The organism is Citrobacter sp. Awk 2 (assembly GCF_028069815.1).
Taxonomy (GTDB): domain Bacteria; phylum Pseudomonadota; class Gammaproteobacteria; order Enterobacterales; family Enterobacteriaceae; genus Citrobacter.
Genome location: NZ_JANEWL010000011.1, coordinates 43675 through 58879, shown reverse-complemented (window position 1 = coordinate 58879; position 15205 = coordinate 43675). Strand labels below are relative to the sequence as shown.

The 15205-nt window shown below is 53.7% G+C and carries 10 protein-coding genes; 9 read left to right on the top strand and 1 reads right to left on the bottom strand.

Features of this window, described 5'->3' with window-relative positions; all coding sequences use genetic code 11:
• Window positions 1-13: 13 nt before the first annotated feature.
• The 6 genes from asd (at window position 14) to glgP (ending at window position 10852) form a co-directional block, all read left to right on the top strand.
• A complete protein-coding gene (asd, locus tag NNO02_RS05240; protein WP_271441375.1) occupies window positions 14-1120 on the top strand; it encodes an aspartate-semialdehyde dehydrogenase in 1107 nt (368 codons plus the stop codon).
• A gap of 362 nt (window positions 1121-1482) precedes the next feature.
• Complete coding sequence (glgB, locus tag NNO02_RS05235; protein ID WP_271448674.1) at window positions 1483-3666, top strand: 1,4-alpha-glucan branching enzyme; 2184 nt, start codon at window positions 1483-1485, stop codon at window positions 3664-3666.
• Window positions 3666-5642, top strand: coding sequence for a glycogen debranching protein GlgX (gene glgX / locus NNO02_RS05230; RefSeq protein WP_271454343.1), 1977 nt, complete (start codon window positions 3666-3668; stop codon window positions 5640-5642). The genes glgB and glgX overlap by 1 nt, the downstream gene beginning before the upstream one ends.
• 14 nt (window positions 5643-5656) lie before the next feature.
• Window positions 5657-6952: a glucose-1-phosphate adenylyltransferase gene (gene glgC / locus NNO02_RS05225; RefSeq protein WP_271441378.1), complete on the top strand. Its 1296-nt coding sequence runs from the start codon at window positions 5657-5659 to the stop codon at window positions 6950-6952.
• Window positions 6952-8385 (top strand): glycogen synthase GlgA, encoded by a 1434-nt coding sequence (gene glgA / locus NNO02_RS05220; RefSeq protein WP_271441379.1) that lies wholly within the window; start codon window positions 6952-6954, stop codon window positions 8383-8385. The genes glgC and glgA overlap by 1 nt, the downstream gene beginning before the upstream one ends.
• Window positions 8386-8404: 19 nt before the next feature.
• A complete protein-coding gene (gene glgP, locus NNO02_RS05215) occupies window positions 8405-10852 on the top strand; it encodes a glycogen phosphorylase (RefSeq protein WP_271441380.1) in 2448 nt (815 codons plus the stop codon).
• A 583-nt stretch (window positions 10853-11435) separates the two neighbouring features.
• Here the strand turns inward: glgP and glpD are convergent.
• A complete protein-coding gene (glpD, locus tag NNO02_RS05210) occupies window positions 11436-12944 on the bottom strand; it encodes a glycerol-3-phosphate dehydrogenase (RefSeq protein ID WP_271448671.1) in 1509 nt (502 codons plus the stop codon).
• A 202-nt stretch (window positions 12945-13146) separates the two neighbouring features.
• On the opposite strand from glpD, the gene glpE reads away from it, so the two are divergent.
• The 3 genes from glpE to NNO02_RS05195 all read left to right on the top strand — a co-directional run bounded on the left by glpE (window position 13147) and on the right by NNO02_RS05195 (window position 15186).
• The gene (gene glpE / locus NNO02_RS05205) at window positions 13147-13473 is read left to right on the top strand and encodes a thiosulfate sulfurtransferase GlpE (RefSeq protein ID WP_005121614.1); all 327 of its coding nucleotides are present in this window, start codon (window positions 13147-13149) and stop codon (window positions 13471-13473) included.
• Window positions 13474-13548: 75 nt separating this feature from the next.
• Window positions 13549-14382 (top strand): rhomboid family intramembrane serine protease GlpG, encoded by an 834-nt coding sequence (gene glpG, locus NNO02_RS05200; protein ID WP_271448670.1) that lies wholly within the window; start codon window positions 13549-13551, stop codon window positions 14380-14382.
• A 45-nt stretch (window positions 14383-14427) separates the two neighbouring features.
• Window positions 14428-15186: a DeoR/GlpR family transcriptional regulator gene (locus tag NNO02_RS05195; RefSeq protein ID WP_271454342.1), complete on the top strand. Its 759-nt coding sequence runs from the start codon at window positions 14428-14430 to the stop codon at window positions 15184-15186.
• Window positions 15187-15205: the final 19 nt, after the last annotated feature.

Genomic DNA, 15205 nt, shown 5'->3' with positions numbered 1-15205 from the left:
GGAAAAAAACGCTATGAAAAATGTTGGTTTTATCGGCTGGCGCGGTATGGTCGGCTCTGTTCTCATGCAACGCATGGTTGAAGAGCGCGACTTTGACGCCATTCGCCCTGTTTTCTTTTCTACTTCCCAGCTCGGGCAGGCGGCACCGACGTTCGGTGGTTCGACTACCGGCACACTTCAGGACGCTTTTGATCTGGACGCGCTGAAGGCGCTGGACATTATCGTGACCTGTCAGGGCGGCGATTATACCAACGAAATCTATCCAAAGCTTCGTGAAAGCGGTTGGCAGGGTTACTGGATTGACGCGGCTTCTTCATTGCGCATGAAAGACGATGCCATCATCATTCTCGATCCGGTTAACCAGGATGTCATTACCGACGGTCTGAACAAAGGTATTAAGACTTTTGTCGGCGGTAACTGCACCGTTAGCCTGATGCTGATGTCGCTCGGCGGCCTGTTTGCCAATGATTTGGTTGACTGGGTATCCGTGGCAACTTACCAGGCGGCCTCCGGCGGCGGCGCACGTCATATGCGTGAACTGCTGTCGCAGATGGGGCATCTGTATAGCCATGTGGCCGATGAACTGGCGACGCCTTCCTCTGCTATCCTCGACATCGAGCGCAAAGTCACGACCCTGTCCCGTAGCGGTGAACTGCCGGTTGATAACTTTGGCGTACCGCTGGCCGGTAGCCTGATTCCGTGGATCGACAAACAGCTCGATAACGGCCAGAGCCGTGAAGAGTGGAAGGGGCAGGCGGAAACCAACAAAATTCTCAACACGTCTTCGGTGATCCCGGTTGATGGTTTGTGCGTGCGCGTCGGTGCGCTGCGCTGCCATAGCCAGGCATTCACCATTAAACTGAAAAAAGATGTGTCTATTCCGACCGTTGAAGAACTGCTTGCTGCGCACAATCCGTGGGCAAAAGTAGTGCCAAACGATCGGGATATCACTATGCGTGAGTTAACCCCAGCGGCCGTTACCGGTACGTTGACCACGCCAGTAGGCCGTCTGCGTAAGCTGAATATGGGACCGGAGTTCCTGTCAGCCTTTACCGTAGGCGACCAACTGCTCTGGGGTGCCGCGGAGCCACTGCGCCGTATGCTGCGTCAGCTGGCGTAATGCTGGACTGCCTGATGGCGCTACGCTTATCGGGCCTGTAAATGACGCGAGTCAGCAGGTCGGGTAAGGCAACACCGCCATCTGGCAGACACATATTGTGAATAAACATTGGGTGCTGAGTCGCCCTTTTTTTTGCGTAATACAGGAGTAAGCGCAGATGTTTCATTTTTTACCGGGAGTAAGATAAAGCATTGGCTATTCTTTAAGGGTGACTTAGTACCGGAGGTATTAAGTTGTTGCCTGAAGGTGGGACGACGCAGAGAGGATGCACAATTGTGCTGCGCCGTTCAGGTCAAAGAAGTGTCGCACCTGATGTCGAAAATCAGTTGGAAGGGGTGACACCATAAAACAGGAAGACAACCATGTCCGTTCGTATCGATAGAGACGTGATTAATGCGCTAATTGCAGGCCATTTTGCGGATCCTTTTTCCGTACTGGGTATGCACCAAACTGAAGCTGGACTCGAAGTCCGCGCCCTATTACCCGATGCCACCGAAGTGTGGGTGATCGAACCAAAGACCGGACGTAAAGTGGGCAAGCTGGATTGCCTCGACTCTCGCGGTTTTTTTTGTGCTGTACTTCCCCGCCGTAAAAATTTCTTTCGCTATCAGTTGGCCGTTGTCTGGCATGGACAGCAGAATCTGATTGATGACCCTTATCGTTTTGGCCCGCTAATCCAGGATATGGATGCCTGGCTGTTATCTGAAGGTACGCATCTGCGACCTTACGAGACGCTGGGGGCGCATGCAGACACCATGGATGGCGTTACCGGCACGCGTTTTTCCGTCTGGGCGCCGAATGCACAGCGTGTTTCAGTCGTGGGACAGTTCAACTATTGGGATGGCCGCCGCCACCCCATGCGCCTGCGTAAAGAGAGTGGTATCTGGGAACTGTTTATCCCCGGAGCCCAGCAGGGTCAGCTGTATAAATACGAGATGATCGATGCAAACGGTAAGCTGCGTATTAAAGCCGACCCCTACGCGTTTGAAGCGCAAATGCGCCCGGAAACTGCATCGCTTATCTGCGGTTTGCCGGAAAAAGTGGTGCAAACTGAGGAGCGCAAAAGAGCTAATCAGTTTGATGCGCCAATCTCTATCTATGAAGTGCATCTGGGTTCATGGCGTCGCCATACCGATAACAACTTCTGGCTGAGCTATCGTGAGCTGGCAGATCAGTTGGTTCCCTACGCAAAGTGGATGGGCTTTACCCATCTCGAACTGCTGCCGATCAACGAACACCCGTTTGACGGCAGTTGGGGTTACCAGCCTACCGGCATGTACGCGCCGACCCGCCGTTTCGGCACGCGCGATGACTTCCGCTATTTTGTCAATGCCGCCCATCAGGCGGGGCTGAACGTGATCCTCGACTGGGTTCCGGGTCATTTCCCGTCGGACGACTTTGGTCTGGCTCAGTTTGATGGCACCAGTTTGTATGAACACAGCGACCCGCGTGAAGGCTATCACCAGGACTGGAATACGCTGATCTACAACTATGGCCGCCGTGAAGTCAGCAACTATCTGGTGGGCAACGCCCTGTACTGGATTGAGCGCTTTGGTATCGATGCGCTGCGCGTGGATGCCGTGGCATCAATGATTTATCGCGACTACAGCCGTAAAGAAGGGGAATGGATCCCGAATGAATTTGGTGGTCGCGAAAACCTCGAAGCCATTGAGTTCTTGCGCAATACCAACCGTATTCTTGGCGAACAGGTTCCTGGTGCCGTGAGCATGGCGGAAGAGTCCACCGATTTTGCCGGTGTCTCCAGGCCGCAGGATATGGGCGGTTTAGGTTTCTGGTACAAGTGGAACCTGGGCTGGATGCACGACACGCTGGATTACATGAAGCTGGACCCGGTTCATCGTCAGTATCACCACGATAAGCTGACCTTCGGCATGCTGTACAACTACACCGAAAATTTTGTTCTGCCACTGTCACACGATGAAGTCGTACACGGTAAGAAATCGATTCTCGACCGCATGCCGGGAGACGCATGGCAGAAATTTGCCAACCTGCGTGCCTATTACGGCTGGATGTGGGCCTTCCCTGGTAAGAAACTGCTGTTTATGGGGAACGAATTTGCTCAGGGACGCGAGTGGAACCACGACGCCAGCCTTGACTGGCATTTGCTGGAAGGGGGCGACAACTGGCACCACGGTGTACAGCGACTGGTACGCGACCTGAACCACACCTATCGTCATCATAAAGCGTTGCATGAGCTTGATTTTGATGCCTATGGCTTTGAGTGGCTGGTGGTGGATGACAACGAACGGTCGGTGCTGATTTTTGTCCGCCGTGACAAGGCCGGTAATGAAATTATCGTCGCCAGTAACTTCACGCCAGTGCCGCGCCATGGCTACCGTTTCGGCATCAATCAACCGGGCAAATGGCGTGAAATCCTCAATACCGACTCGATGCATTACCACGGCAGCAATACCGGTAATGGTGGGGCTGTGCACAGTGATGAAATCGCCAGCCATGGGCGTCAACACTCACTGAGCCTCACGTTGCCACCGCTGGCAACGATTTGGCTGGTTCGGGAGGGGTAATGACGCAACTGGCAACCGGCAACGCCACACCCCATGGTGCAACGTATGACGGCCATGGCATCAATTTCACCCTTTTCTCGGCCCATGCCGAACGCGTTGAGTTATGCGTATTCGACGAGCAAGGTTGCGAACACCGCTATGACCTGCCGGGGCGTAGCGGGGATATCTGGCACGGCTATTTGGCCGATGCCAGACCAGGTCTGCGCTACGGTTATCGCGTGCATGGACCGTGGCAGCCTGGGCAGGGTCACCGCTTCAATCCGGCGAAGCTGCTTCTCGACCCTTGCGCGCGTCGGGTTGAAGGTGAATTAAAAGATAACCCTCTGCTGCACGGCGGGATTGATGAACCGGATCATCACGATAATGCCGCCATCGCCCTGAAAAGTGTGGTGGTGTCAGATCGGTATGACTGGGAAGACGATACCCCGCCACGCACGCCGTGGGGCAATACCGTGATTTACGAAGCGCATGTCAAAGGGCTGACGTATCTGCATCCTGATATCCCTGAAGAGATACGCGGTACCTACAAAGCGCTCGGTCATCCGGTGATGCTCGACTATTTCAAGCGTCTTGGCATTACCGCGCTGGAGCTGTTGCCCGTTGCACATTTCGCCAACGAACCGCGCCTTCAGCGGTTGGGGTTGTCGAACTACTGGGGGTACAACCCGGTGGCGATGTTTGCATTGCATCCAGCCTATGCCTGCTCGCCAGAGAGTGCGTTGGATGAGTTTCGTGATGCGGTAAAAGCACTGCATAAAGCGGGTATTGAGGTCATTCTCGATATCGTTTTGAACCACAGTGCCGAACTGGATCTTGAGGGGCCTGTCTTCTCGCTGCGCGGAATTGATAACCGTAGCTATTATTGGATCAGGGACGATGGTGATTACTACAACTGGACCGGCTGTGGGAACACCCTCAATCTGAGCCATCCTGGTGTCGTGGAGTATGCCTGTGAATGCCTGCGTTACTGGGTTGAAACCTGCCACGTCGATGGTTTTCGTTTTGATTTAGCTTCCGTCATGGGGCGTACGCCTGCGTTTCGTCAGGATGCACCCCTGTTTACCGCGATCCAAAACTGTCCGCTGCTCTCTCGCGTCAAACTGATTGCGGAACCGTGGGATATTGGTGAAGGCGGATATCAGGTGGGTAATTTCCCACCGCCGTTTGCCGAGTGGAATGACCATTTTCGCGATGCCAGTCGACGCTTCTGGCTTCAGCGTAATCTGTCTTTGGGAGAGTTTGCCGGACGTTTCGCCGCATCCAGCGATGTGTTTAAACGCAATGGCCGCAAACCCAGCGCTACCGTCAATCTGGTGACCGCGCATGACGGTTTTACGCTGCGCGACTGTGTGTGCTTCACAAATAAGCACAATGAAGCGAATGGTGAGGAAAATCGCGACGGCACTAGCAATAACTACAGCGACAATCATGGTAAAGAAGGATTAGGCGGCACGCTGGACCTGATTGAGCGGCGGCGCGACAGCATTCATGCGCTGTTATCCACGCTGTTGCTCTCCCAGGGGACGCCGATGTTGCTGGCGGGCGATGAGCATGGTCATAGCCAGCACGGCAACAATAACGCTTACTGCCAGGATAACGCCCTGACCTGGCTGGACTGGCAGCAGGCAAACAGCGGGCTAACCACATTTACCGCTGCCCTGATCCATCTTCGCCAGCAAATTCCTGCACTAACGGGTGATCGCTGGTGGGAAGAGTGCGATGGCAATGTTCGTTGGCTGAATAAGTACGCACAACCCTTAAGTGCGGATGAGTGGCAAAACGGCCCGAGGCAGATGCAAATCCTGCTTTCAGACCGTTTTTTGATTGCAATAAATGCCACGCTTGAGGTGACAGATATCGTTTTACCTGAAGGGGAATGGTGCGCCGTTCCCCCATTTGCCGGAGAGGATAATCCGGTGCTTACGGCTGTCTGGCAGGGACCTGCGCACGGACTGTGTGTGTTCCAGAGAAGATAAAAAAGGAGTTAGTCATGGTGAGTTTAGAGAAGAACGATCGTGTAATGTTGGCGCGCCAGCTGCCATTAAAATCTGTTGCCCTGATCCTGGCCGGTGGCCGCGGTACCCGCTTAAAAGATTTAACCAACAAACGTGCCAAACCTGCTGTGCACTTTGGCGGTAAGTTCCGCATTATCGATTTTGCCTTATCCAACTGTATTAACTCCGGGATCCGCCGTATTGGCGTGATCACCCAGTACCAGTCCCACACGCTGGTGCAGCATATTCAGCGCGGCTGGTCGTTCTTTAGCGAAGAGATGAACGAGTTTGTCGATCTGCTGCCCGCCCAGCAAAGGATGCAGGGCGAAAATTGGTATCGCGGCACGGCGGATGCGGTGACCCAAAACCTGGACATCATTCGACGCTACAAAGCGGAATATGTGGTGATCCTCGCAGGCGATCATATCTATAAGCAAGACTACTCACGCATGCTGATCGACCACGTTGAGAAAGGTGCACGTTGCACCGTTGCCTGTATGCCAGTGCCTATCGAAGAAGCCAGTGCGTTTGGCGTAATGGCTGTTGACGAAAACGAAAAAATTATCGAATTCGTTGAAAAACCAGCGAATCCGCCTGCTATGCCAGGTGACCCCACTAAATCTCTCGCCAGTATGGGGATCTACGTTTTTGACGCCGATTATCTGTATGAATTGCTGGCAGAAGATGACCTGAATGAAACCTCCAGCCACGATTTTGGTAAAGACCTGATCCCGAAAATCACCGAAGCTGGCATGGCTTATGCACACCCATTCCCATTGTCCTGCGTGCAGTCTGATCCGGAATCCGAGCCATACTGGCGTGATGTGGGGACGCTGGAAGCCTACTGGAAGGCCAACCTCGATCTGGCCTCGGTAACGCCTGAGCTGGACATGTATGACCAGAACTGGCCAATCCGTACGCATATGGAATCACTGCCGCCAGCGAAATTCGTGCAGGACCGTTCCGGTAGCCACGGAATGACGCTGAACTCACTGGTTTCCGGTGGCTGTATTATTTCTGGTTCGGTGGTGGTGCAGTCCGTACTGTTCCCGCGAGTGCGGGTGAATTCTTTCTGTAACATTGATTCGGCAGTGTTGTTACCTGAAGTCTGGGTTGGACGTTCGTGCCGCTTACGTCGTTGCATTATCGATCGCGCCTGCGTCATTCCTGAGGGCATGGTGATTGGCGAAAATGCGGAAGAAGATGCTCGTCGCTTCTACCGCTCAGAGGAAGGCATTGTGCTGGTCACGCGTGAAATGCTACGCAAACTGCAAATCAAACAGGAGCGATAATGCAGGTTTTACACGTTTGTTCAGAGATGTTCCCCCTGTTAAAAACCGGGGGACTGGCGGATGTTATTGGGGCGTTACCTGCGGCACAAATTGCGGACGGCGTGGATGCTCGCGTGTTGCTTCCGGCGTTTCCTGATATTCGTCGCGGCATTCCTGATGCGCAGGTCGTGACGCGTCGGGATACCTTCGCCGGACGGATAACGCTGTTGTTCGGACATTACAACGGCGTCGGCATTTATCTGATTGATGCGCCGCATCTCTATGACCGTCCCGGCAGCCCGTATCACGATACGAACCTGTTTGCTTACTCCGATAACGTACAACGTTTTGCGCTGCTCGGCTGGGTAGGATGTGAAATGGCCTGCGGGCTTGATCCATTCTGGCGCCCGGATGTGGTGCATGCGCATGACTGGCACGCTGGCCTGGCGCCGGCGTATCTGGCGGCGCGCGGCCATCCGGCGAAATCGGTGTTCACCGTACACAACCTGGCGTATCAAGGCATGTTTTATGCAAAGCATATGGATGACATCCAATTGCCATGGTCGTTCTTTAATGTGCACGGACTGGAGTTTAACGGGCAGATTTCATTCCTGAAGGCCGGTTTGTACTACGCCGACCATATTACGGCGGTGAGTCCGACCTACGCACGGGAAATTACCGAGCCGCAGTTTGCCTATGGCATGGAAGGGTTGTTGCAACAGCGTCATCGTGAGGGGCGTCTTTCCGGCGTACTGAACGGTGTTGATGAAAAAATCTGGAGCCCGGAAACCGATCTGTTATTGGCATCGCGGTATACCCGTGACTCGCTGGAAGAGAAGGCCGAGAACAAACGGCAGCTACAGATTGCGATGGGACTTAAGGTTAACGATAAAGTGCCGCTGTTTGCTGTTGTGAGCCGTCTGACCAGTCAAAAAGGGCTGGATCTGGTGCTGGAAGCGCTGCCTGGGTTGTTAGAGCAGGGCGGACAACTGGCGTTGCTCGGCGCGGGCGATCCGGTATTGCAGGAAGGGTTCTTAGCGGCGGCCGCGGAACATCCAGGCCAGGTTGGCGTGCAGATTGGTTATCACGAGGCCTTCTCGCATCGCATCATGGGCGGGGCCGATGTGATATTGGTGCCCAGCCGTTTTGAGCCGTGCGGCTTAACGCAATTGTATGGACTGAAGTACGGCACGTTGCCGCTGGTGCGGCGTACCGGTGGGCTGGCTGATACGGTGTCTGATAGTTCGCTGGAGAACCTGGCGGACGGTATCGCCAGTGGGTTTGTATTTGAAGATAGTAATGCCTGGTCGCTGCTACGGGCGATCCGGCGTGCTTTCGTATTGTGGTCCCGGCCTTCGCTTTGGCGGTTCGTACAACGTCAGGCCATGACCATGGATTTTAGCTGGCAAGTCGCGGCGAAGTCTTACCGTGAGCTTTACTATCGCTTGAAATAGATATCCAGGAATCACCTATATGAATGCTCCATTTACTTATGCATCGCCCACACTCAGCGTAGAGGCACTTAAGCATTCTATTGCCTACAAGCTGATGTTCACGATTGGTAAAGACCCGGTCATTGCCAATAAACATGAGTGGCTGAACGCCACATTGTTCGCGGTGCGCGATCGTCTCGTGGAGCGCTGGCTGCGTTCTAATCGTGCGCAATTATCCCAGGAAACTCGCCAGGTCTATTACCTGTCTATGGAGTTCCTGATTGGCCGCACGCTTTCCAATGCACTGTTATCATTGGGTATTTATGATGATGTCAAAAATGCGCTGGAAGGCATGGGGCTGGATCTTGAAGATCTGATTGACGAAGAGAACGACCCTGGTCTTGGTAACGGTGGCCTTGGTCGTCTGGCGGCCTGCTTCCTTGACTCTCTGGCAACGCTGGGCCTGCCGGGACGCGGTTACGGTATTCGCTATGACTACGGGATGTTCAAACAGAACATTGTCGATGGCCGACAGAAAGAGTCGCCGGACTACTGGCTGGAATACGGTAACCCGTGGGAATTTAAACGCCACAATACGCGTTACAAAGTGCGTTTTGGTGGGCGTATTCAGCAGGAAGGCAAGAAAACGCGCTGGATTGAGACCGAAGAGATCCTCGCGGTGGCGTATGACCAAATTATCCCTGGTTACGACACAGACGCCACCAACACGTTGCGTCTGTGGAATGCGCAGGCCAGTAGCGAAATCAACCTCGGTAAATTCAATCAGGGCGACTACTTTGCGGCGGTGGAAGATAAAAACCATTCCGAGAACGTTTCCCGCGTGCTGTATCCGGATGACTCCACCTATTCGGGACGCGAGCTGCGCTTGCGTCAGGAGTATTTCCTGGTCTCCGCCACGGTGCAGGACATTCTGAATCGTCATTATCAACTGCACAAAACCTACGATAATCTGGCAGATAAAATTGCTATTCACCTCAATGACACCCATCCGGTGCTGTCGATTCCTGAGCTGATGCGTCTGCTGATTGATGAGCACAAGTTTAGCTGGGACGATGCCTTTGAGGTGTGCTGTCAGGTCTTCTCGTATACCAACCATACGCTGATGAGCGAGGCGCTGGAAACCTGGCCGGTGGATATGCTGGGTAAAATTCTGCCGCGCCACCTGCAAATTATCTTTGAGATTAACGATTACTTCCTGAAAACGCTGCAGGAGCAGTATCCGAACGATACAGGTCTGTTGGGGCGCACTTCGATCATTGATGAGTCGAACGGCCGTCGCGTGCGTATGGCGTGGCTGGCAGTCGTGGTGAGCCACAAAGTTAACGGTGTGTCGGAGTTGCACTCTAACCTGATGGTACAGTCGCTGTTTGCTGATTTTGCAAATATCTTCCCAACCCGTTTTTGCAACGTTACCAATGGTGTGACACCGCGTCGTTGGCTGGCGCTGGCGAACCCGCCGCTTTCCAATGTGCTGGATGAGAACATTGGCCGTACCTGGCGCACCGATCTCAGTCAGCTCAGCGAACTGGAACAACACTGCGATTTCCCGCTGGTGAATCAGGCGGTGCGTCATGCGAAGCTGGAGAACAAAAAACGCCTGGCGACGCTCATCGCGCAGCAGTTGAATGTGGTGGTGAATCCGAAATCGCTGTTTGATGTGCAGATCAAGCGTATTCACGAGTACAAGCGTCAGTTGATGAACGTGCTGCATGTGATTACCCGCTACAACCGCATTAAGGCCGATCCTGATGCTGAGTGGGTGCCGCGTGTGAATATTTTTGCCGGTAAGGCGGCTTCGGCTTATTACATGGCGAAGCACATCATTCACCTGATCAACGACGTCGCGAAGGTGATCAACAACGATCCGCAAATTGGCGATAAGCTGAAGGTGGTGTTTATTCCTAACTACAGCGTCAGCCTGGCGCAGGTGATTATTCCTGCCGCCGACCTGTCTGAGCAAATCTCACTGGCCGGGACCGAAGCCTCCGGGACCAGTAATATGAAATTTGCCCTCAACGGTGCGCTGACCATCGGGACGCTGGACGGCGCTAACGTTGAGATGCTGGAGCATGTGGGGGCAGAGAATATCTTTATCTTTGGAAATACTGCGGAAGAAGTGGAGGCGCTGCGTAGTCAGGGTTACAAGCCGCGTGAGTATTACGAGAAAGATGAAGAACTGCACCAGGTGCTGACGCAAATTGGCAGTGGCGTATTCAGCCCCGAGGAGCCGGGACGCTACCGTGACCTGGTGGACTCACTGATTAACTTTGGTGACCACTATCAGGTGCTGGCGGACTATCGCAGCTACGTTGATTGCCAGGACAAAGTTGACGAACTGTATCGCCACCCGGAAGAGTGGACCACCAAGTCGATGATAAATATCGCCAATATGGGCTACTTCTCATCGGACAGGACGATCAAAGAGTACGCCGAGAACATCTGGCATATTGATTCGGTGCGGTTGTAACACACGATGCCGGGGGCGCTTCGCTTGCCCGGCCTACATTTATCTACTCTTGTAGGCCAGATAAGGCGTTAGCCGCCATCCGGCAAAATGCCTGGGGGCGCTTCGCTTGCCCGGCCTACATTTATCTACTCTTGTAGGCCGGATAAGGCGCTAGCCGCCATCCGGCAAAATACCCGGTGGCGCTTCGCTTGCCCGGCCTACGTTTATCTACTTTTGTAGGCCGGATAAGGCGTTAGCCGCTATCCGGCAAAATGCCCGGTGGCGCTTCGCTTGCCCGGCCTACATTTATCTACTCTTGTAGGCCGGATAAGGCGCTAGCCGCCATCCGGCAAAATGCTCGGGGGCGCTTCGCTTGCCCGGCCTACGTTTATCTACTTTTGTAGGCCGGATAAGGCGTTAGCCGCTATCCGGCAAAATACCCGGTGGCGCTTCGCTTGCCCGGCCTACATTTATCTACTCTTGTAGGCCGGATAAGGCGTTAGCCGCCATCCGGCAAAATGCCTGGTGGCGCTTCGCTTGCCCGGCCTACGTTTATCTACTCTTGTAAGCCGGATAAGGCGTTAACCGCCATCCGGCATTTTTATCAGGAGGCCAGAGATAGCTGGTGTTTCTCAACGTATTCTGCCAGCCACTGTGTCATGCGGGACTGCTGTTCGGCAGTTAGCCACATCCCTTCTTTCGTACGACGCCATAGTGCATCTTCTGCACGGCGAACCCACTCGTGCTCGACCAGGTATTTCAGCTCGGCTTCATAGAATTCATGGCCAAAGTCTTCGCCCAACTCGGCAACCGAAGTCGCTTCGCCGATGATCCATTCCGTGTTGCTGCCATAGGTGCGTGAATAATGGCGCGCCAGCGACTCGGTCAGGAACGGATAGCGACGGCGCAGTTTTGCCGCGTAATCCTCACGATCGCCACCAATATCGCCGCCTGGCAGGATGCACTCTTTGGTCCATGCTGGCCCAATGCCCTGATAGTAAGACGACAGTTTTTCCATCGCGTGTTCGGCCAGTTTACGGTAGGTCGTCAACTTGCCGCCGAAGACGGACAACAGCGGAGCTTTGCCGTTTTCATCATGGATATCCAACGTGTAATCACGGGTGATAGCCTGTGGTGAGTCTGATTCGTCATCGCACAGCGGACGCACACCTGAATAGGTCCAGACGATATCGTCACGGCCCAGCTGTTTCTTAAAGTGAGCGTTGTAGACTTTCAGCAGGTAATTGATTTCGCTTTCATCAATTTTCACTGCTTTTGGATCGCCTTTGTACTCCACGTCGGTCGTCCCGATAATCGAGAACTCATCCATCCATGGGATAACAAACACAATACGTTTATCTTCGTTTTGCAGGATGTACGCCTGCTTCTGGGTATGCACGCGCGGCACCACAATGTGGCTGCCTTTAATCAGGCGGATACCGTATGGTGATGGCAGGTGCATGCCGTCGTCGAAGAACTCTTTTACCCACGGGCCGGTGGCGTTTACCAGACCGCGCGCCTGCCAGGTGTGTTTTTTACCGGTATCGATATCTTCAGCTTCAACAACCCACAGACCGTTTTCACGGCGAGCGGAGGTTGCGCGGGTACGGGTTAATACTTCCCCACCTTTACGCACCACCATTTGGGCGTTTGCCAAAACCAGACGTGCATCGTCTACCCAGCAGTCAGAATATTCGAAACCGCGCACAATCTCGGGTTTCATTACGGAATCCGCGCCAAAACGCAAACCGGTCGAGCCCGGCAAACTGGTGCGTTTGCCCAGATGATCGTACATAAACAGACCAATACGGATCATCCATGCCGGACGCAGGTGCGGGCGGTGGGGCAGGCGAAAGCGCATTGGGAAGGCGATATGCGGTGCCATTTTCAACAGCACTTCACGTTCGGCCAGCGCTTCGCTAACCAGGCGGAATTCGTAGTGTTCCAGGTAGCGCAGGCCACCGTGGATGAGTTTGGAACTGGCGGAGGAGGTCGCGCAGGCTAAATCCTGTGCTTCCAGCATCAGCACGGATAAACCGCGTCCAGCGGCATCTGCCGCGATACCGGCACCGTTGATGCCTCCACCTATCACAATCAGATCTTTGGTTTCCATGCTGGCCTCTCGCACTTTCGTTATAGCTCATTAATGTTCGTTATCGAGCATAATAGCAAAGAATCGCGCCATTGGTAACATCGGATAAACAATTTACAGTGATACATATAACATTATGGCGTTTACCTGCTCAGGCAACGTACACTGGAGGGTAATATTGGTTACCTGCCAGAACATAAGTAGAACTTAAAAAGAGAACACCATGGATCAGTTTGAATGTATCAATGTCGAAGAAGCCCATCAGAAACTACTGCACGGAATGGCGGTGCTGGTGGATATTCGCGATCCGCAAAGTTATGCGATGGGTCACGCACCCCAGGCGTTTCATCTGACAAACGATACGCTGGGAACGTTTATGCGTGACCACGATTTCGATACCGCCGTGATGGTGATGTGCTATCACGGCAACAGCAGTAAAGGTGCGGCGCAGTATCTGCTTCAGCAAGGTTATGATGCGGTTTACAGCGTCGACGGCGGCTTTGATGCCTGGCATCGACATTTTCCGGCAGAAGTGACGTTTGGTTCGTAAGCTAACAAAGATGCAGCCTGAAACAGGCTGGGTCTATATACTGTCCTCTTTTGTGTGGATGAAGCGACAGCAACAATGTTGATGATTACCTCTTTTGCTAACCCCCGCGTGGCGCAGGCGTTTGTTGATTACATGGCGACACAGGGCGTTATTCTGACGATTCAACAACATCAGCAAACGGATGTCTGGCTGGCGGATGAGTCCCAGGCCGAGCGCGTGCGGGCTGAACTGGCGCGTTTTCTGGAGAATCCGGGCGATCCGCGTTATCTGGCGGCAAGCTGGCAGTCGGGCCAGACCGACAGTGGTTTGCGCTATCAACGCTATCCGTTTCTTGCCACGTTACGCGAACGTGCGGGTCCGGTGACCTGGGCGGTGATGGCCGCGTGTGTGCTGGTGTTTATCGCAATGAATGTGATGGGTGACCAGGCGGTTATGCTCTGGCTGGCATGGCCGTTTGATCCTACGCTGAAATTTGAATTCTGGCGTTATTTCACCCACGCGTTTATGCACTTCTCTCTGATGCACATTCTGTTCAACCTGTTGTGGTGGTGGTATCTCGGCGGTGCGGTTGAAAAGCGTCTGGGTAGTGGAAAACTGATTGTTATTACCGTGATCAGCGCCCTGTTGAGCGGCTATGTTCAGCAGAAATTTAGCGGCCCGTGGTTTGGTGGGTTGTCTGGCGTGGTATATGCGCTGATGGGCTATGTGTGGTTGCGCGGCGAGCGTGATCCGCAAAGCGGTATTTTCCTGCAGCGTGGTTTGATTATCTTTGCTTTGATCTGGATTGTTGCCGGCTGGTTTGATCTATTCGGCATGTCGATGGCGAATGGCGCTCATATCGCCGGGTTGGCCGTGGGTCTGGCAATGGCGTTTGCCGATACGATGAATGTGCGGAAACGAACTTTGTAGGCCGGATAAGCGTTAGCGCATCCGGCAAAATTTCAGGGAACACTAATGAAGCAAACACAACGACATGACGCGATCATCGAGCTGGTAAAAAAACAGGGATATGTCAGCACCGAAGAGCTGGTGGAGCATTTCTCCGTCAGCCCACAAACGATTCGCCGGGATCTCAACGATCTGGCCGATCAGAACATGATTCTGCGCCATCATGGTGGCGCAGCGTTGCCGTCCAGTTCTGTGAATACCCCGTGGCATGACCGTAAGGCGACACAGACGGCGGAAAAAGAGCGTATTGCCCGTAAAGTTGCCACGCAGATCCCGAACGGCTCCACGCTGTTTATCGACATTGGCACCACGCCGGAAGCGGTCGCTCATGCGCTGCTTAATCACAGCAACCTGCGCATTGTGACCAACAATCTCAATGTGGCGAATACGCTGATGGCAAAAGAGGACTTCCGCATTATTCTGGCCGGTGGCGAACTGCGAAGCCGCGATGGTGGGATTATGGGCGAAGCGACCCTCGACTTTATTTCACAGTTCCGTCTGGACTTTGGCATCTTAGGGATAAGCGGTATCGACAGCGATGGTTCGCTGCTGGAGTTTGATTATCACGAAGTTCGCACCAAACGCGCCATTATTGATAATTCACGTCATGTGATGCTGGTGGTGGATCATTCGAAGTTTGGTCGTAATGCGATGGTGAACATGGGCAGTATCAGCATGGTCGATGCGGTATATACCGACACGCTGCCGCCTGCTGGCGTGATGCAGGTCATTGCTGACCATCATATCCAGTTAGAGCTGTGCTAAGCGAATTCCAGGCCTGATA